The 18,976-nt window shown below is 62.0% G+C and carries 15 protein-coding genes and 2 pseudogenes; 14 read left to right on the top strand and 3 right to left on the bottom strand.

The window, feature by feature from the left end; all coding sequences use genetic code 11:
• The first annotated feature begins 232 nt into the window (after positions 1 to 232).
• Positions 233 to 1,414 carry a 5-demethoxyubiquinol-8 5-hydroxylase UbiM gene (gene ubiM / locus NKI64_RS28600; RefSeq protein WP_023746201.1) on the top strand — a complete coding sequence of 394 codons (1,182 nt, stop codon included), beginning with the start codon at positions 233 to 235 and terminating at the stop codon, positions 1,412 to 1,414.
• 293 nt (positions 1,415 to 1,707) lie between these two features.
• The gene (locus tag NKI64_RS28595; RefSeq protein WP_023746202.1) at positions 1,708 to 3,618 is read left to right on the top strand and encodes a putative bifunctional diguanylate cyclase/phosphodiesterase; all 1,911 of its coding nucleotides are present in this window, start codon (positions 1,708 to 1,710) and stop codon (positions 3,616 to 3,618) included.
• Between the two features lie 94 nt (positions 3,619 to 3,712).
• On the opposite strand, the gene NKI64_RS28590 is transcribed toward NKI64_RS28595, so the two are convergent.
• A complete protein-coding gene (locus tag NKI64_RS28590) occupies positions 3,713 to 3,994 on the bottom strand; it encodes a DNA -binding domain-containing protein (protein ID WP_081731646.1) in 282 nt (93 codons plus the stop codon).
• A gap of 104 nt (positions 3,995 to 4,098) precedes the next feature.
• Here NKI64_RS28590 and NKI64_RS28585 point away from each other — a divergent pair, with 104 nt between their 5' ends.
• From NKI64_RS28585 to NKI64_RS28530, 11 genes and pseudogenes are all read left to right on the top strand, one after another.
• Positions 4,099 to 4,332, top strand: coding sequence for a helix-turn-helix domain-containing protein (locus tag NKI64_RS28585; protein ID WP_023708050.1), 234 nt, complete (start codon positions 4,099 to 4,101; stop codon positions 4,330 to 4,332).
• 539 nt (positions 4,333 to 4,871) lie between these two features.
• Positions 4,872 to 5,834, top strand: a complete 963-nt coding sequence (locus NKI64_RS28580; protein ID WP_023697813.1) for an ArdC family protein — start codon at positions 4,872 to 4,874, stop codon at positions 5,832 to 5,834.
• Between the two features lie 247 nt (positions 5,835 to 6,081).
• Positions 6,082 to 6,502: pseudogene (locus tag NKI64_RS28575) on the top strand (DUF2958 domain-containing protein).
• A 211-nt stretch (positions 6,503 to 6,713) separates the two neighbouring features.
• Positions 6,714 to 7,541, top strand: a complete 828-nt coding sequence (locus tag NKI64_RS28570) for a hypothetical protein (RefSeq protein WP_023697816.1) — start codon at positions 6,714 to 6,716, stop codon at positions 7,539 to 7,541.
• Complete coding sequence (locus NKI64_RS28565) at positions 7,448 to 8,650, top strand: hypothetical protein (protein ID WP_245265627.1); 1,203 nt, start codon at positions 7,448 to 7,450, stop codon at positions 8,648 to 8,650. The genes NKI64_RS28570 and NKI64_RS28565 overlap by 94 nt, the downstream gene beginning before the upstream one ends.
• Positions 8,647 to 8,970, top strand: a complete 324-nt coding sequence (locus tag NKI64_RS28560; protein ID WP_023672372.1) for a DUF736 domain-containing protein — start codon at positions 8,647 to 8,649, stop codon at positions 8,968 to 8,970. The genes NKI64_RS28565 and NKI64_RS28560 overlap by 4 nt, the downstream gene beginning before the upstream one ends.
• 171 nt (positions 8,971 to 9,141) lie before the next feature.
• Positions 9,142 to 9,408 (top strand): helix-turn-helix transcriptional regulator, encoded by a 267-nt coding sequence (locus tag NKI64_RS28555; protein WP_023697818.1) that lies wholly within the window; start codon positions 9,142 to 9,144, stop codon positions 9,406 to 9,408.
• Positions 9,408 to 9,956 (top strand): S26 family signal peptidase, encoded by a 549-nt coding sequence (locus NKI64_RS28550; RefSeq protein WP_023697819.1) that lies wholly within the window; start codon positions 9,408 to 9,410, stop codon positions 9,954 to 9,956. Before NKI64_RS28555 ends, NKI64_RS28550 begins: the two co-directional genes overlap by 1 nt.
• Positions 9,944 to 10,630 (top strand): lytic transglycosylase domain-containing protein, encoded by a 687-nt coding sequence (locus NKI64_RS28545; RefSeq protein ID WP_023704126.1) that lies wholly within the window; start codon positions 9,944 to 9,946, stop codon positions 10,628 to 10,630. Before NKI64_RS28550 ends, NKI64_RS28545 begins: the two co-directional genes overlap by 13 nt.
• Before the next feature lie 186 nt (positions 10,631 to 10,816).
• Positions 10,817 to 12,784, top strand: a complete 1,968-nt coding sequence (gene rlxS, locus NKI64_RS28540; RefSeq protein ID WP_023697821.1) for a relaxase/mobilization nuclease RlxS — start codon at positions 10,817 to 10,819, stop codon at positions 12,782 to 12,784.
• A 1,289-nt stretch (positions 12,785 to 14,073) separates the two neighbouring features.
• Positions 14,074 to 14,463, top strand: a pseudogene (locus NKI64_RS28530) (nodulation factor fucose acetyltransferase NolL); the annotation flags it as partial.
• A 408-nt stretch (positions 14,464 to 14,871) separates the two neighbouring features.
• On the opposite strand, the gene NKI64_RS28525 reads toward NKI64_RS28530, so the two are convergent.
• Positions 14,872 to 16,518, bottom strand: a complete 1,647-nt coding sequence (locus NKI64_RS28525; RefSeq protein ID WP_023704122.1) for an MFS transporter — start codon at positions 16,516 to 16,518, stop codon at positions 14,872 to 14,874.
• Positions 16,519 to 17,066: 548 nt separating this feature from the next.
• A complete protein-coding gene (locus tag NKI64_RS28520) occupies positions 17,067 to 18,212 on the bottom strand; it encodes a trans-sulfuration enzyme family protein (RefSeq protein WP_023685532.1) in 1,146 nt (381 codons plus the stop codon).
• An 88-nt stretch (positions 18,213 to 18,300) separates the two neighbouring features.
• Here NKI64_RS28520 and NKI64_RS28515 point away from each other — a divergent pair, with 88 nt between their 5' ends.
• Positions 18,301 to 18,945, top strand: a complete 645-nt coding sequence (locus NKI64_RS28515) for a helix-turn-helix domain-containing protein (RefSeq protein WP_032934626.1) — start codon at positions 18,301 to 18,303, stop codon at positions 18,943 to 18,945.
• Positions 18,946 to 18,976: the final 31 nt, after the last annotated feature.

Below are 18,976 nucleotides of genomic sequence, written 5' to 3'. Positions count from 1 at the left end.
TGCAAACGTTTTCACGGCAATCGACCACTCGACCGTGAACCCGCCGTTGCCGGGTTATCGAGCCTGGTTGATCCAGATCAGCGTTATCTCTTCGTCGGCGTGGTTTCATTGACCAGGCTTCCAACGGAGAACGCATGTCTATCGACGATGGGGAGATGAGCGGCAAACCGTGGGTGATTGCGATGCTTCAAGAGCGCTTCGTATCGCAGATAGCCGCTATGGCGGCACGCTGATGGCCGGCTCTGTCGACACATTCGACATCATTGTCGTCGGAGCTGGGCCGGTCGGACTTGCCTTCGCAGCATCGCTCGCCCTGAGCCGACTCAAGGTGGCAGTGGTTGAACGGCAGTCGATCGACAGCCTGGCGAATCCGGCTTTCGACGGTCGCGAGATCGCGCTGACGCACGCATCGGTGAGAATCCTTCGCGAGCTCGGCGCCTGGGACGCCATGCCCGCATCTGACAAATCACCGCTTCATGGCGCGCGCGTGCTCAACGGATCGAGCCCTTTCGCCCTGTGCTTCGATACTCGCAGCGGATCTGGGGAACCACTCGGATTTCTGGTCCCAAATTGTCGGATCCGCGATGCCCTGTTCAAAATTGTCTACTTCCAGGATCATGCCCGGCTGCTGTGCGGCAACTCGGTCGTGAATGCAACAACCAGCGACGACGAGGCGGTCATAACGCTTTCTGATGGCAGGCAATTGGCCGCTCGGCTGCTCGTAGCAGCGGATTCGCGTTTGTCCGCGATGCGCGACCTGCTCGGCATTGGCGCCAACATCCATCCGCTTGGCCACTCCATGCTGATTTGCCGAGTGAGGCACGAGCGCTTCCATCACCAGATCGCGGTCGAATGGTTCGACCACCATCAGACCATAGCGATGTTGCCGCTCATGGAAGGCGTGTCGTCGCTGCTTCTGACTTTGCGCTCAATCGAGGCCGATAGACTGTCTGTTCTCGATGACGAATTGTTCCTCATGGAATTGATGAACCGGTGTCGAGGACGCCTCGGGCAGATGACCCTGGCAAGCACCCGCCATGCCTATCCGCTGGTCACGACCTGGGCGCACAAGTTCTCGGCACCGAGTGCGGCACTTATAGGAGACGCTGCCATCGGCATGCACCCGGTGACCGCGCATGGCTTCAACATCGGCCTCAGCGGCCAGAAGCAACTCGCTCATAAAATACTGACAGCATGTCGCGCCCGCCGCGACATTGCCGATCCCGACATGCTCGGCAGATACGAAAGCCGGCTGCGGCTGTCGGCGGCGCCGCTCTATCATGCCACCAACATGCTTGTCGGTCTTTACTCAAGCGAGCACCCGGCGGCACGGCTTGCAAGACATGCTGGGCTCCGCTTTGCCCAACATCTTCCCTTTGTCCGCCATGGCATTTCGGCCATGCTCAGGCGGTGAGTCGCACAGAGCGCTACCGCTCTGGAGCGCTGTCTCGGCGCGGCTTCTTTGTCTTGCTGGCTCGCAGCGTCGCGGGCAAGGCTGCTTCCTGGTGACGTTGCCGATCATGGCATGATTCGGATCAAGGCACGCGCGCGGGCGAAACCTTGATGATTCGGCAATGCTAAGCCAAAGGTGTGACCCGAAGCATGGTGAGCGCACTGGTTACCCTCGCTGGGTAGTTAACCCGTCCTTCAGTGGGCTTGCATAGGTTTGGTCCTCGCGAACAATGACGGAAGCAAGCTGGTCCATTCATGGCACCCCTAAAGAAAGAAGAATCGCTGGAGGCCAAAATCCGTCAGGATCAGCTTGCTGACCTGAGGGCCGGGCTCTTCGTGTCGATGCCGATAAGCGCGATCCTGTCAGGCCTGATTTGCGGGGTGCAGGCCCTTTCTGGCGGCGGCTTTGCCGCTGCAAGCTGGTTCCTGGTCGTCAATGCGCTAAATGCCGCCCGGCTTGCACTCGCCCGTTTTCAGCTAAAGGAAACGGGGCGCCATCAGGATTTGCTTGGCGTTTTGCCGCGCCTTCGCATGTTTGGCGTCCTTGCCCTTCTGGCAGGGTTTGCCTGGTCCTTCCCGGCCGTGCTGACTGTTGGATACACAACACCTCAAGCACCGATGCATCTGGTCATACTGGCGGGCATTTCAGCTGGTGCGGTTACATATGGCAGTTCGTATGCCGCGGCGGCGACCAGCTTCATCACACCTCCACTCCTCATCACGGTGGCGTGCCTTTTGGCGAAAGGCAATTTTGAACGCTACATTCTGGCTTTCACCGTTCTGCTCTTCATGGGCGGCTTGGTCCGAGCTTCGTTTGTTGGGCAGGCGCGCTTCCGCGAAGCAAGCCGCCTGAGACATGAGGCAGAGCGACTTGCGTCGGAAATGGAGCGCAACTCCAGGGAGGACCATTTGACCGCCCTTCTCAACAGGCGGGGCCTTGAACACGCCATCGGTCGGTTCAAGACCGCGGATGGCCCCTTCGTGGCAATGCTGATTGATCTGGACGGCTTTAAATCTGTCAACGACACCTACGGTCACAGGACCGGTGATGAACTGCTTGTCATGATCGCCCGCCGCATAGAGCAGGAAGCACCGGAAGGCTCAACGCTAGCTCGTATCGGCGGCGATGAATTCGTGCTGGTTTTTCCCTCAACGAGAGCTTCGCTTTCTGCCAGTGATCTCGCCTCCAATATCATAGCCAAAATTGCTCGCCCCTATGTCGGGGTCGCGTCCGTGCGCGTCGGGGCATCGATAGGGATATACTTGGCGCAGACGTCGAGCCTGACTGAAATGCTGTTGCGGGCCGATATCGCCCTTTATACGGCCAAGCGCCATGGCAGGAACGAATTTTGCCTGTTCGATGCCGAACTCGACCGGGAACTCCAACGCCGCCAGTCCATCGAACGGGACCTTCATTCGGCGATAAAGACGGGAAGATTGCAACCTTGGTTCCAGCCGATCGTGAAACTCGACACCGAGGCCGTGGTCGGTTTTGAAGCCTTGCTGAGATGGTCCCATCCGACACATGGTGCCATCTCTCCACCCGAAATCATCACAGCCGCACGCGAAACCGGAATGCTTCAGCTGCTGACGCAAACCGTATTCGCCGACTGTTGTGCTTTTATCGACGGCTTGGTGAAAGCTGACTGTCGTAACATTCGTGTGGCGATGAATGTTTCCCCGCGCGAACTGGAAGCCGGCGATATCGACGACATGGTTCTGGATGGTCTGGCCGCAAGAGGCCTGCCTGCGACGATGTTCGAAATCGAGATTACCGAAGAATCGCCGGTGGATCCGGACAGAGTGGATGAAAAGCTCGGACGGCTTTCGCATGCCGGTATTTCCATCGCGCTCGACGACTTCGGCACCGGCTTTTCTACCTTGGCATCTCTCAAGGACCGTCGGATACGCAAGGTGAAAATAGACCAAGGCTTCATTCGCGGCTTGGCCAAGTCCCGAGAGGACCGACTGCTTGTCAAATCCGTCATCGAACTCGGTGACATGCTCGGGATCGAGGTCATGGCCGAGGGCGTCGAAACAGAGGCGGATCGGCAAACCCTGCACAAGCTTGGTTGCCGAACCGCCCAAGGCTTCCTCTTCTCCAAGGCTGTGCCTTTGATGCAAGCACTGGAAATGGCAGTCAAACAGTACGCGAACCAGTTGTGACCGCTCCCGCAGCGCCCGCTGTCGCGGCCGTGCGCTGCCGAATTTGGCTACAGAGACTTGCCTACTCGAAACACGTGGCATTGGGCGCTGTGCATCAGCCGGCGAACAGTTCCTTGTAGCCGGTCGTCACCATCCAGTTCGCACGGTCGATATGGCTGCGAAGAGCTTTGCGGGCGCGAACCGGGTCAATGGACGGGTCGATGCCGAGGATGCGCTCGGCCATCTCCTTTTCGCTGGCATTCTCGGCGCAGGCATCCAGGATCCGCAGGTAGATCGTGAAATGCTCCCTGTCGTAGCTCGTGAGGTTCTCCGACCAGGGGACTTCATCGCTCAAACTTGAGCTTCGAGTCTCATCTGTTCCCATTGGTCCATTCATGCCTGCGAACCTCGCCTGTGAGCGCAGGCAGTATATCCCAAAATGGGATAATCCGAAACCGGGATTAGTCGCTGATCCGGTCTTTACCCGACCGGTTCGCCTCCATGCCCAAATCCCTTCGATCGCCCCGCCACCAGCGGTTCCTGGCCCGGCTGGTTTTGCTGCGCAAGGCCAAAGGCCTGACCCAGAAGCAGCTGGCTGACAAGCTTGGTCGTCCCCAATCCTTCGTGGCCAAGTACGAGGGCGCAGAGCGGCGTCTCGATGTCATCGAGTTTCTCGACATAACTGCGGCCCTTGACGCTGATCCGTGCGAGATTCTCTCCAGCCTCCGGTCCTAGCGGGCGCGCCGCATCTATCATGATCACGGACAGGAATATTGAGTGGGACAACGCCTCAATTTGTTGAAAGGCGAGCGCTGGTTTTCGGAGGAAGCCGCGCGCACGGCGCCGATGCCTTTTGGTTCTCGACGTAACTGCGGCGCCTGACCATGTGCGAAAAAACTTGGCGGGCGCCCGCGCGCCTGACGACGCGCACCAGGTGCTCGTGAACCGAGCCCGCTTTTCTTCGGCAAGCTCAGGCGGTCTCGGCCATTCGGCTTCGCCCCTTGGCGTGGGCAGCCCTTCGGGCTGTGACGGCCGCCGCCCTTGCGGGCGGCGCGGTTTGTCTGTTGGCCTTTCCCGGTGGCGCGGGGCGGGCGGCACTCCCTTCTAGACCCGCCGCGGCAGCCCGCAACCCTTCGCGTGCCGCTCAGGGTCCTCCTCTTCGTTCCGGTCCTTCGGATGCGGTCCGCCTACCACGGCGGGCCTTTCCGGTCGCGACTCGCCGCCCACCCCGCTTCCGGGGAAAGGCGCGGCGATTGGCGAGCGGAGGATAACACATGCGTGCAAACAGCAAGCGTACCACCAGCGGAGAGGCTGGCGCAGGCAAGGGCAGGCGCCCAGGCGCAAGCCTCTATCAGGAGATCACCGACCGCATCATTGCCGAGCTGGAGCGCGGCACCGTGCCATGGGTCAAGCCATGGGGCAGCGCAAAAGCAGGCCTCGGCCTGCCGAGGAATGCGTCCACGGGGCGCACCTATTCCGGCATCAATATCCTCATCCTGTGGGGCGCCGTCATCGAGCGCAGCTATCCCAGCCAGAATTGGCTGACCTTCCGGCAGGCGCTTGCCCTGGGCGGCAATGTCAGGAAGGGCGAGCGCGGCACGACGATCGTGCATGCCGACCGCTTTGTCCCAAAGAACGAGAAGGAGCGCGCACGCCACGAGGGCGATGCACCACAGGCCGTGCCTTTTCTGAAGCGCTTTACCGTCTTCAATGTCGCGCAATGCGACAATCTTCCGGAACACCTCCATGCCCCTGCCGAGCCGCTGCCACAGTGCGAGATCGTGCCGCAGGCCGAGACGCTCATTCTCGCCAGCGGTGCGGATTTCAGGGTCGGCGGCGATCGCGCTTTCTACATGCCGTGCAGCGACCACATTCAGGTGCCGCCGCAGCCAGCGTTCCATCAGCAGATCGACTATTACCGGACCTGCTTTCACGAGCTAGGCCACTGGACCGGCCACCCGACGCGGCTTGCTCGCGACCTCTCCGGCTCGTTCGGCTCCAAGGCCTACGCGCGTGAAGAATTGGTCGCCGAAATCACTGCCGCCTTCGTCTGCAGCAATCTCGGCATCGAGCCGACCGTGCGTCACGCCGATTACATCGGCTCATGGCTGAAGGTGCTGCGCGAGGACAACCGCGCTATATTCCGTGCCGCCAGCCTAGCTTCGAAGGCCGCTGATTTCCTGTTTGGCCTTCCGGCCGATGCGGAAGGCGAGGCGCAAGAAGGGATTGCGGCATGACGATGCGCGATCCTCAACTGACCGCGACCGAGCCGACGCCGCAAAGGAGCAGACGCTCATTCCCGGCGTCCAGCCGATCACCACGCGGGCAAACCCTCCTGATGGACGCGCCGATGTGTCCGCGCGCGGCGCAAAGCTGCTCAAGGTCGGTCTCTAATGGGGAGGCGGATCAGAGGAAGGTCCGGTGAACCTTTCTCCCGCCGGACGCAAGAAGTCAACGCGACCCGTTCTGACAAGGAGTCTTTCCATGATCCTGATCACCAATCCACAGCGCGCACGACTGCTCGCCCATGGCGCCGCCGGCGCCGACATCGACCATTTTCCCGTTGTGAAACTGTTTGATCCGACAGGTGCCCCGACCTCGCTTCTGAGCGAACTCGACGCCGATGGCGACACGCTGTTCGGTCTTTGCGATCTCGGCTTCGGCTTCCCCGAACTTGGCAGCGTCAGTCTGGCCGAGCTTGCATCCGTAAAAGGGCCGCTTGGCCTCGGCATAGAGCGCGACCTGCATTTCCAGGCGCGCTTTCCGATCTCCGTCCATGCCGAAGCCGCCCGCATTTTGCGGCCACGTCACCGAGGCCGAGCGACTGTTGCGGCAGGCAGCAGACGCCCTATCAAAGCCCCATTCCGAGCTTCCGCCCGACACGGCGGAACAGCAGCGCCGATAGGCGCAAAAACCGTCCCGCCGCGTCGGCCTTCGGCCTCCGCGGCGGGGACAACCCGGCAGGCGGCGCTATTTCGCCGCGAAATCGCTTGCCGACGAGCGCGGTGAAGGCGATCCCTTGCCCTGCGCCATCATAGAGGACGGTGACGACGCCGATGCGCTCGAAGCTTCCTGATCGAAAACCTCGCCCGCCTCGATCCTGACGAAGTATGGCAATGGGAGACGTTTCGCGGCTTGTCAGGCAAGGCCGCACCGTTCTCGACATCGCTGTGACCTTCGGCATCACTGATCTCAAGGTCAAACGCATTCTGGCGCTTGGCGACCTCTTGCCCAAAATCCGCGAAGCCTATCGGCGCGAGGAGATCGACACCGAGCCGGTGCGCCATCTCACAATGTCTTCCAAGGCGCAGCAGAAGGACTGGCTGGCACTCTGTGCCGATCCCGATCAATACGCGCCGCGTGGCTATCAATTGAAGCAATGGCTGTTCGGCGGCCAGTCGATTTCCACCAAGGTGGCACTGTTTGCCATCGAGGAGTATCCCGGCCTGATCACCTCGGACCTGTTCGGCGAGGACAGCTATTTCGCCGATGCCGACCTGTTCTGGCAAAAGCAGAACGAAGCGATTGCCACCAAACGCGACACCTATCTCAACGAGGGCTGGAGCGAGGTTGTGCGCTGGAACCGGGCCAGTATTTCCACGCATGGGACCACGAGAAGACCCCGAAGAAGAAGGGCGGCAAGATCGTCATCACTGTCTCGCATCGCGGCGAGGTCGAGTGTCACGAGGGCTGGCTGTCACGCAAGGAAGCCCGCCGCGCCCGCGAGGGCGGCGAGCAAGAAGAAACAGCCGCCAAGCTGCCGCGCCCCGAAGTCACCGGCCCGATGCACAACTATATCGATCTGCATCGCCATGCCGCCGTGCGCGCGGCCATGCTCGACCATCCCGCCGTGGCGCTGCGCCTCGTGGTGGCGCACGCCATCACCGGTTCGGGCCTGTGGCAGGTGCGGCCTGAGCCGCAGCGCGCAGCCAACGAGACGGTGACTGCCAGCCTTGCCGGCTGCAAGGCTGAAGCCGCATTCGGCAAAAAGCGGCGCGAGGTATTGGCCCTGCTCGGATCACCGGATGAGGATAGCTTGGTCGCCGGCGGCAATGGCGACGCCGTTGCTATCGCCGGCGTGTTCGCGCGCCTCTTGGCGCTCTGCGACGACGATGTCATGCGCGTTCTCACCCTTGTCATGGCCGAGACGCTTGCAGCCGGCAGCGCCGTCGTCGAGGCGCTCGGCAACCACCTGAACGTCGACATGGGCATATGGTGGCAACCGGACGATGCCTTCTTCGACCTCTTGCGCGACAAGGAAATCGCCAATTCGATGCTGGCCGACGTCGGCGGCAAGCTGGTCGCGGACGGCAATGTCGCCGAGAAGGTCAAGACGCAAAAGAACATCATCCGCGACTTCCTGGCGGGCGAGAATGGCCGCCCCTGGGTCGAGACCTGGCTGCCGCGCTGGATGAAATTCCCGGCCGAAAGCTACACCAGCCGCAGCGGCTCCGCACCGCCGATCAGTGGACACAAGTGCAGCCGCTGTTCGTGCGCGAATAGTCGATCAGGGCCCGAGCGGCGGTTCTCTCGATTACCGCCGCTCAGGTCGCGCGCGCCGCTACGGGCCACGCCGGCTGCCGATTGGGCGTCTTGTCGAGCCAGTGCCGCGCGCGAGAAATTCCGACGCCAGTTCGCCCCATTTCGGCAGCCCCGCACCGCGCCGGGTTGCTTGCTGAGGCGCCAAAGGCCCATGGGGCCAATTGTCCGATCCGGTTGCCGACAGAGCCCGCGCAGCCGGCGCTCTGCATTGCGGCCGGCTTCTTGTGTCACCGATCGCGCCACCTGTCTCCATTGTGTCTCGGGGACCATTCCCTGCGGCTGGCTTGTCGACCTATGGGCGGATCAGGCCCGCCCGAAACCCTCGCCGGCAGCTTTTTTCCCCGCCGCCTGCGGCGGCTTCCTCGCGCCGCTTCGCTTCAAAAAAGCTGCCCGCGCGGGTCCTCCGCTATCGCTGCGGCCGTCCCGGTTCCGGCGGTCCGGACGCGCCCATCACGGTCCGCCATCGCAGGGGAATGGTCCCTTGCGAGCACCAAGAGGAGACTGGAAATGACCGCGATCGGATACGTCACCAAACAGGAAAACGGCGGCTACAAGGGCCAGCTCAAGACGCTCAGCGTCCGCGCCGACATCGATATCGTGCCCAATCAGGCAAAGAGCGCCGACACCCATCCCGACTTCCGGGTGCTGACGCAAGGGGTCGAAGTGGGTGCGGGCTGGATCCGCACCGGCGAGACCTCCGGCAAGGACTATGTGAGCCTGTCGATTGCCGCCCCCGAGTTTGGCCCCCGCAAGCTCTACGCCAATCTCGGCCGCGCCGCCGGCCAGGATGACGACGACACTTACGCCATCATCTGGAACCCGGTCGACTAACCGGCCGATCCGGAAAGCCCCGCGCCGCCACCGGCGCGGGGTCCTCTCTCAGGACCCGTGAGGCCGCCGAAGGGGGCGGCGAAAACTCGCCCCCCACTCTTCGCCCGTCCCCAAAACGATCTCGCTCGCCGATCCTCGCCTTCGCTTGTCCGTAGCGAAACGAGGATCATCATGGACGACGAAAACGAACGCGCAGCCCGCGCCAAGAAGGGCAGTCCGTTTCTCAATACCGCGCAGGCGGCCTTCTATATCGGGCTGTCCCAGCGCACGCTGGAGAAGATGCGCCTCAAAGGCGGCGGCCCGCAATTCCGCAAGCACGGCCGCTATGTCCGCTATCACATCGACGAACTCGACGATTGGTCGAAGGGGCACGCGCAGGAGACCGGGCCCGAGGACGGCGGGCACGATTCCGGCTCGGCCGGCGAGGGAGGCCGCTGATGAGCCGGCGTCCCACCATCCATCTGATCGGCAGCCATCTGCGGCGCATTCGGGCGCGCAAGACGATCGCCATGGCCACGATGGGCCTTGCCCTGATCGGCTTCGCCGCCTTCGGCAAACCATCGCCCTGGCTGGTCTGGAACGCCTCGGCGAGTGCGCCGGTCGGCCTCTATCGCGTCGCGTCCGGATCGCCGGCTCTTGGTGATCTCGTACTCGTCCGCCCGCCAAAACCGGTCGTCTATCTGGCCGCCGAACGCTTCTATCTGCCCAGCAACGTGCCGCTGGTCAAGCACCTTGCCGCGCTGGCTGGCGAGCATGTCTGCGCCTTCGGCGACGCCATCATCATCGGCGGCGAGATTGTCGCGCGCCGGCTTGCAACCGACACGCAGCACCGTCCGCTGCCTTGGTGGAATGCCTGCCGAAAGCTCGCCGCTGCCGAGGTTTTCCTACTCGGCAGCGACAAAAATCGCTCGTTCGACAGCCGCTATTTCGGGCCGGTGCCGACCGAAAATATCATCGGGAGGCTCGTGCCGCTATGGACCGAGTGACCCTCCTGATGCTGGGCATGGTGTCTCTCGCACCATGCTCCTGTTCCGCGGCGACCAACACGAAGCCGGTCGTCATCTCCCATAGTCCGCAGCTTGCAAGATGGCAGCCCTTCGTAGCCGAAGCAAGCCGGCGTTTCAGCATTCCACAGACTTGGATTTATGCCGTCATGGATGCCGAAAGCCGGGGGCAGACAAGGCTCAATGGACGGCCGGTCACGTCGAGCGCCGGTGCCATTGGCCTGATGCAGGTGATGCCAGGCACCTACGAGGAGTTGCGCGCAGAGCTTGGCCTGGGAGCCGCCCCGCACGACCCTCGCGACAACATTCTGGCAGGCACTGCCTATCTGCGCGCCATGTATGACCGCTTCGGATTTCCAGGCCTGTTTGCAGCCTATAACGCCGGGCCGGAGCGCTACGAACAGCATTTGCAGCGTGGGCGGCCACTGCCCAGCGAGACGGTTTCGTATCTGGAAGAGGTCAAGGCGGCGGGCATTTCGGCCGCCGATATGGACGCGCTCACCGACAAATCCCGTTCCAAAAGCGCGCCGGGAATCCCTTCCGGGCAGTCGCTGTTTTTCCTCCGAAACGGTGTTTCCGTGACCGGCCCGAATGGCCACCTCCTGGTGCCGCTCGGATCGGAGCGAGCAAGGTCAGGCCGGCCGGATCGCAGGTGAGGGCAGCGGCTACCGCGGTTCGGGCGGGGGGCAGGGAGGCAGGTCCGCGGAAGGCAAGATAAAGGCATCGCCTCCTGAGGCGGCGAAGTGTTTGTCTGCACATCGTTTTCCCGGGAGGTTGCCTGCGGGTCCAGGAGGGTCTGGCGCGCAAGCCTCTGATTTTGCTGCTGGTTCATCGGAGGCCGCATGCAGGATGACGAATTCACGCCGAGGCTCGGCAAAATTGGCTCGCGCGGCTCGAAGGCGGTCAAACGCTACGCTGGCCAGGTCCAGGCCGCGGTCAACCGAGCAGGCGGCAGGAGCGGACGCGGCAGCCGCTTCATCGGAAGCCGGGTGGGGCGCGGCGGGGCTGCTGCCGCCGTTCTTAGAGCACGCGACCGCCACGCGGCGTTTCGGCAGCGGCGCGCAGTCGTCAAGGCACGCATCGTCAAGCTGGCCGGCAAGGGAGTCGACGGAGCTCGTGCGCACCTCCGCTACCTCCAGCGCGACGGCGTCACCCGGGAAGGCGAGCGTGGCGAGCTCTACGCTGCCGACAAAGACCACGCGGACGGCAGGGCCTTTCTCGATCGCGCGAACGGTGACCGTCATCAGTTCCGCTTCATCGTCGCCCCTGAAGACGGTATCGAGTATGATGACCTGAAGCTGCTCACCCGGCGCCTCATGGCGCAAATGGAAGAAGACCTCGGCACCAGGCTAGACTGGGTGGCCGTCGACCATTTCAACACCGGCCATCCTCACACCCACATCATCGTGCGCGGCAGGGACGATCACGGCGAAAACCTCGTCATCGCGCGGGACTACATCTCCTCTGGCCTGCGCGAGCGCGCAGCCGAACTGGTTAGCCTCGACCTTGGCCCGCGCACCGACCGCGAGATCGAGCAGCGCTTGCGCCAGGAGATGGAGCAGGAACGCTTCACCAGCATCGACCGGCAGCTGATGCGCATGCGCGACGAGGGGCATGTCTCACCAGCCAGCCGAGACACCTTTCGCCAGACGCTGCACCAGGGCCGCCTGCGCAAGCTCGAGCGGATGGGCCTCGCCGAGGAGATGCCTTCGGGTCGCTGGCGCCTGGAGGATGATCTCGAAGCCACGCTACGCCGCATCGGCGAGCGCGGCGACATTGTCAAGACCATCCATCGCGAGCTGACCGGCAAGGGGCTCGTCCGCAGTGCCGCCGACTATCTTATCCACGATCGATCCGACGGGTCGGCCCAAACCGTGGTCGGACGTGTCGTCGGGCGCGGGCTGGCCGACGAAATCACTGACCGCCATTACCTCGTCGTCGACGGCGTGGACGGCAAAAGCCACTATTTTGATATCGGCAAAGGCGAGGCCACCCAACCGACACAAGAAGGCTGCATAGTGCGGATCAGGCCGAGGGACACCGGGCCAAGAAAAGTCGACCGCACAATTGCCGGCATCGCCACGGTCAACGACGGGCGCTACAGCATCGATATCCATCTCAAGCATGACCCCTCGGCCACCGAACGCTTTGCCGAAACGCACGTGCGGCGACTGGAGGCGATCCGCCGTGCGACCGGTGGCGTCGAGCGCGAGCCGGACGGCACATGGACAGTCGCGCCCGACCATCTCAACCGCGTCGCGGATTACGAGCGTCAACGAGCGAGGGCCCAGCCTGTTGTCGTCGACAAGCTCTCATCAATGCCGCTGGAGAGCCAAGTAGGCTTTGACGGCGCCACCTGGATCGACCAGGAGCTGGTATCAGCCCACCCTGAGTCCTTGCGCGACTCTGGCTTCGGTCGAGAAGTACGTCAGGTCCAGGCCCGCCGACAGCAGTGGCTGATCGCGCAAGGTCTTGCCCATGATGCGCAGGATCGGGTCATCTATCGCGCCAACATGCTTTCAATGCTGCGCCAACGAGAGCTGAACCGTGTTGCCAGTCAGCTCTCGGACGAACTCGGGCTCTCGTATTCTGAAGCGCAGCATGGCAATCCAATAGACGGTACGCTGCGCCGCTGCGTCGAGCTCGCCGGCGGAAAATACGCTGTCATCGAGAAATCGCGCGAGTTCACGCTGGTGCCCTGGCGGCCGGTGCTTGAGCATCATATCGGCAAGGAGGTGTCTGGCGTGGTGCGCGCCGAGGGGATTTCCTGGACGATCGGACGGCAGAGGAGCGGGCCTGGCGTTTCGTGAACTGGCTACAATTTATTTGTTCACGTTGAAACAGGTACTCAGCCCAGACGGAGTTCCTCCGCCTGCTGCTTGCTCGCAGCATTCATTTGGCGGAGAGTCAGTGTTCTGCATTTTGTAGTTCGCTCTGTCAAAAAGCGCTGGGAATATGCATCATGTTCTGCGTTGACACGGAAGCCGGGCCGACAGGTGCCGCCCTGTGGTTGCGGATCGGCTCCCGATGGCTGCCAGCTAGAAAGGTGGGCTGACTCGTGATAGCGCAAGGGGCTATGGCGGCCGCGGTACGGCGAAGCGAGCTCTGGCATCGAGGATGAAGCCGCACTTCCCGATCTTATTCTACTCGCAGGACCGGCAGACGCGGCGGTCGCCCCTGCGGGTGCTGTTGGCCCTGGCGTGAACTGGCAGTCCGTCCCGCGGGGACTTTGTAACGGAGAAAAGTCGCTGCGATGGCCCGGGTGACGATGCGGTCAGCGACCATGCCAGACGAGATCGGCAGCTTTCTGCCGCGGCACGGCGCCGGAGCCATCAGGCCGCCGCGACATCGGGTCTGGCGCACCTTCGGATGTTGGCTGGCCGCGGTTTACTTCGAGCAGCGCCGGGTGGGTCATGCGGTGCCGCTACTGGGCACCGAGGCAGCTTTGGGCATGAGACCCGTTCAATCGCGCCGGCCACGTCGGTCATCGCGACATCTGGAGTCGAGGCCAGGTCAGACCGGGAGAAAAACCTGCTCGTCGCGCGGGAGCCCCGGGTTGCGCCGTCGATCCTTCCGCCCAACTCAGCGCCGCGCGACCAGCAATAGCCCCTTGCCCCGAAACTGACGCCAAGCCGACGGACCCGCTCTGCGCATACCGATGCCGTCCGCGCCGTCGTCGGCGGAAACCAGCGAGCCGTGGACCTCACACAATCTGAGCCGCTGGTGACGATGTGCATCGCCTACTTCCATCCGCACTCCTATCGACGAACTCGCCCGCTGCCCGCGGTGATGCGAACCCGTGGATGAATATTTCGCCGAAGCCGCAGTGGGGGCTCAGCCTCGACGATTTTTTTGCCTTGCCCCGGCGGGCGGCGCAACCGAGCATCGAGACAAAAAACGGGAAAGGGAGGGCACCAGCCCGTTAGAGCCGTGGCCATGATGATGTGGGGACGATCTCCTGGAAGAAATGTGGAGATCGACGCTCTCCTGACGCGCTCATCGAAGATTTTAGGCCGCGCCGACGTGGCTGCTTGAGCGATAACACTCACTCCGGAGGCCCCAGTGCGGCTCCTTGGCCAAGCTGCTCGGCACGCCGTGAGTGTGCTTTCTTGTTTGGGGAAGGGAGACTTACGTCTACAACAATCTCGTTTCGATCTACGACGGAGAGTCGGCGAGACAAGTGTTGCTGATGTTCATTGGCTCCGTAGCAACTTCTGCAGTCACAATTTATGTTCCTATGCTGGAGAGTTGGCCATTCAACTCGCGTAGCTCGCTTTGTTGCGGTGGAGCTTGGTCAGAGCACACTGCTGCTTTACCTGCTTCAGGGCGCCGTGTTTCGCTTCATGGATCTAATAGGGTTCGGAGAGCTTTGGGATCTCCCGAGCAGAATCGGGTTCGCCACTTTGCTTGGTGCCGCGATCGTTGTCTCCGCTTGACAATTCGCAGGATTGCGCGTGACCACGGATGGTTGTCGCGCGGCTACGCTTAATATGTGACGACGCTTGCGCCTTGTAGGCAATTGTTGCGGCCGCCCACGGCCGACATGAACGTGCTTGGCCGCACGTTTTCTAAGTGAGGCGGAAAGAGGCGCGCGACCCCTCTCCCCAGCAACCCGCCTTGCGGATTCCTCCTCTGCCCGCTTCGCAGACGGGGATACCCTCCGCCCCCTTGCTATTCGTTGCCCGCCGCTATGCAAAGGACGGGCGACCTGAATCCGTGCTCAAGCCGATCTGGCGGCAGAGGGGGGGCGGGCTGAACATGGGACCCGTGATTGACATAATTGCCGCGCGAATTCTCATGCTCGCCTAACCGGCCGGAACGATTTGCAATCCGGGCAGGCTCGACAAATCAAGGAGTAGCTCGTTCCGTGTCCAAGCCCAGACAAGTCTTGGTTATCTCACGGGCGCGATACAAAAGGCACAGGCTGGACTTGGCTGCCGGGGGCGGGGCTTGTCGACCGCTCGATTGAAAGTGAGATGCGAGGCGGAGAATCACCCATGTGCAGAGCGGCAAGGCGCTCGCCTACCTCCCTGTCATTCACCGTCAGCCGATGGTTTAGACGAAGATAGTCCGTCCATGTCGGCGTGCGGAATGTCTCGGTCCAAAGCGTCGACTTCTGAAGGTCGCGCTGGAGGGTCCAGTCCCGCGCACCGGCGCGGCTCTGAACGCGCCGCCTTTCGCGCATGCAGCTCAGAAATTCATCGATACTCTCCTCGGGTATCGAGTACTCCACCTTGATCACGATCGGACCGCTCCTGGGTTTCAAAGGGAGGGCCAGTTCTGGTGGCCTGAAGTCGACGGCCGCTTGATCCGATTCCTCCCATAGCCGCACTGGCAATAGCTTTCCCACAGCCGCGACCAGCAACAGTGCCGCGGCAGCACCTTCCAAAGCCCACGTCAGCGAATAGTACTGCGCGACAGCACCCCAGATCCAGCTGCCCGCTGCCATGCCGCCGTAGGTCAGGGCGTAATAGATGGACAGGGTCCGACCAACGACCCACCTTGGGCTTGCCAACTGCACACACACGTCGGTTCCGGTCCAGGTGACAACCCAGCCAGCGCCACCGATTGCAAGCGCGATCGCCGCCACAGCCACCGACGATGTGAGGGCCATCAAAAGGCAACACGTTGCGCAAGCAACGGATGCGAGCGTGATCAATCGGTTCTGGGACGTAATGCGTCTCAAGTAGCTGCTGCCAATGCCGGCTATGAAGGCGCCTGTGCCGAAGCCAGCCAATAGCACCCCGTAAACAATTGGCCCTCCCGCCAGCTGGTCGCGAACCAGGAGGGGGAGCAGAGCAAGGATCGAGATGCTTGACAGCCCGAATAGGGTTGCACGCACAATCGCCACTCTGATCTCTGAGGATATTGCCGTGAATCGCATGCCATCATGAATGGCCGTAGTCATCCGCTCGCGCGGAAGAGGCGAAAAGCGAACTTGCCACTTTGAGCGCAGAACAGCGCTCAACGGGACCAAGTCACTCAGCGCAGCGAGGGCGAAAGCCGTAAGGGGGCCTAGCAAAGCTAAGATTACACCGCCCAGCGCCGGTCCTATGCTCCGAACCACGTTGTAGCCCACCGACATCAGCGTCACTGCGGCGGGTATGTCGCGCTTTTCCAGGATATCGCCTACCGACGCGTGCCATGCTGGATCGTTCAAGGCAAAGCCGCATCCGGCCAAGAAACTCAGTCCCAGGATCAGCCATGGACTAACAAAGCCCAGTCCCACAGCGAGTGCCAGCGCCGTGGATGCCAGTGCGATAAGGCAGTGTCCGGCAAGCATCACGCCGCGGCGGCTGAAGCTGTCTGCAATGGCTCCAGCAAGGATCGACAAGAAGAACGCGGGCAGTGTCGATGCAGCCTGTACGAGCGCAACCATTAGATCGGAGGCTGAAATCGTCGCCATGAGCCAGCTTATAGCCACGCTCTGCACCAGCCAGCCAAGGCTGGATATCTGCGTGGCTGTCCAGATAGAACGAAAGACCGGGTTGTGAAGAGGGATCAGTGTGTTTGCCGCAAAGCGCGGAGGATCTTGACGCCGCATCACTTCTCTCCTCCACTGGGTGTCGTTCGTCCGCTCATTTGCTTACAGCGGTGCGCTCTGTGCACAGACTGCGTCACAACGAAGTTCCGAAATCGCGCTCGCAACAAGGACAATGTGACATCCATGGTGCTGATGCGCCTTGAGGTACCAACCTGGCCGTTAGCTGATGGGTCCCGCAGCCCGCTGGGTGCGGTCAGTTCTGCCCTGCGACTCTTGGCTTTGGACGGTGCTAGCGCCCCGATGGCCGGCTTGTCAAACTGCCGTAGTGCCAGCACATCCATCCCATCTGTTGACCGCGATCTCCGACGAGGTCGAGCAGCAGTAGGTCAACGGCAAATCTGGGTATTTCCGCTATCCGGTCGAGCGCGTGGCCATCGTCCGGAAACCCGAAGACGTTCATCACCCAGGCGACCACCACGCCCGAGACAATGCGACACGGCGGTAGCGGTTCACCAGAGGACGTGCGTTCTACTCAGCAGGAACATTGTTCTGCCGATCGTCGGCTGCGCCAGCCGTCACGTAAAGCGGCGCCAGAGTTCTTGCACCCGTCATTGGACTCCCGCTTTGCAGGTTTCGCCTAGGGCCTGCATCAGGTCATCTATAATGTCCTGAGGATGTTCAAGCCCTACAGAAATTCGCAGCAATCCGCCTGGCGCTTTGGACTTCGCACCTTCAACGGATGCGCGATGCTCTATCAGAGAATGCGTCCCGCCAAGGCTTGTCGCCCGGACAACAATCTTCAGGCGGCCGGCCACGGCCATTGCAGCATCGGCTCCGCCCTCGACGATAAAGGATAGCATCGCTCCGTAATGGCTCATTTGCCGCGTAGCAAGATCGTGTCCCGGATCAGTTTGCAAACCAGGAAAGAGCACTTTTTCGACGCGCGGATGAGACGCCAGGGCCTCGGCCACTTTCTGGGCGCCTTCGCAATGGGCGCGCATGCGGACCGGCAATGTCTGCAGGCCCCGCAACGCCAGCCAACAGTCGAAGGGCGCTGCGACGCTGCCCTTGTGTTTCTGGACCATCCGCAATGGGCGACCGAGGGGTGACGCGTTTGGGACAATGACGACACCGGCCATCAAATCCGAGTGGCCGCCAATGTACTTTGTCGCCGAGTGCATCACCGCGTCTGCCCCGATTTCGAGTGGCAGTTGAAGCACTGGGGTGGCCCACGTATTGTCCACCACCGCCAAGGCGTCTGCCTCGTGCGCGATTGCGCAGATGGCCGCAATGTCGACAACGCGGATCATCGGGTTTGACGGCGTCTCGACCCAGACGAGGCCAGTCCGCTTCGATGTCACCGCGGCGCGCAAAGCGTCCAAATCGCGCATGTCGACGGGGGCAAAGTCGAAGCGAGACCCAATGTCGGTCTCTTCGATCAGCGAACGAATGCCGAAATACATGTCATCCGGCAGAACGATCCGACCCGCCGACGGATGGCTCTCGAAAACTGCAGCGATTGCGGCCATGCCCGAAGCGAAGGCGATGCCGTCTCCCCCTCCCTCAAGCGTCGCCATGGCCGCCTCGAACGCATTGCGTGTCGGATTTCCATCCCTTGTGTATTCGAAGCCGGACGGAAATGACCCGTTGGCGCCTCGTTCGAACGTCGTGCTGGTGTGCAGCGGCATGGATACGGCCCCCGTGGACGCGTCGACACCTCGGCCGCAGTGGATCGCCTTCGTCTCAAAACGCATCGGTTATTCCTTCCTAACGGGCAGTTGCAATTTCGTGCCGGTCATTATACTGACCGCAATACGTGAGCCGAGGACCCAAGTCAATATAATGACCAATGTTACGGAAGCGTTTGATGCCGAGCAAGCGCTTGGGCAAGCGATAGCAGCCCGGATCCGAGACTTGAGGCGTGACCAAAGCCTGACCCTGGATCGCCTGGCTAAACTAAGTGGCCTATCGAAGGGAACCGTGGTCGCGCTGGAGCAGGGTAGGGCGAACCCCAGTATCGGCATACTGTGTCGGCTGGCGGCGGCGTTTTCGCTCTCGGTGGCCGATTTGTTGAACGAGCACCCTTCCACGGTGCGCTTTCCCATCGAGCGGACAGAGACCAGGAGGCTTTGGACGAGCGCCAAGGGAAGCTCTGCGCAACTGCATTCGTCGACCTCGGGACGCACGATGTTCGAACTGTGGAGCTGGGTCATGATGCCGGGCGATGTGTTTTCCGCGGACGCTCATAGTCCGGATACGCGCGAGCTGATCTCGGTCAGTCAGGGTGCCCTGAGCGTTGTGGTAGGTACCCACGTGGAAATTTTAAGCGAAGGCGAGAGTGCGCGGCTTGTCACTGACCAACCTCACTCATATGCGGCGGCATCTGATGTGCCCGCCCACTTCACGATGGCGGTGCTTGAGCGTGGTGGACACCGAAATCCGGGGCACTCGTCGACGGCAGCGAAGATTCAGGGGCACGTTCCGTAAGGCCCCGCCGATTACTAACAACCGCACATTC

The organism is Mesorhizobium sp. M0478 (genome assembly GCF_040321305.1).
GTDB lineage: Bacteria > Pseudomonadota > Alphaproteobacteria > Rhizobiales > Rhizobiaceae > Mesorhizobium.
The sequence above is the reverse complement of the archived record's forward strand: the minus strand, read 5'-3'. Positions and strand labels throughout refer to the sequence as shown.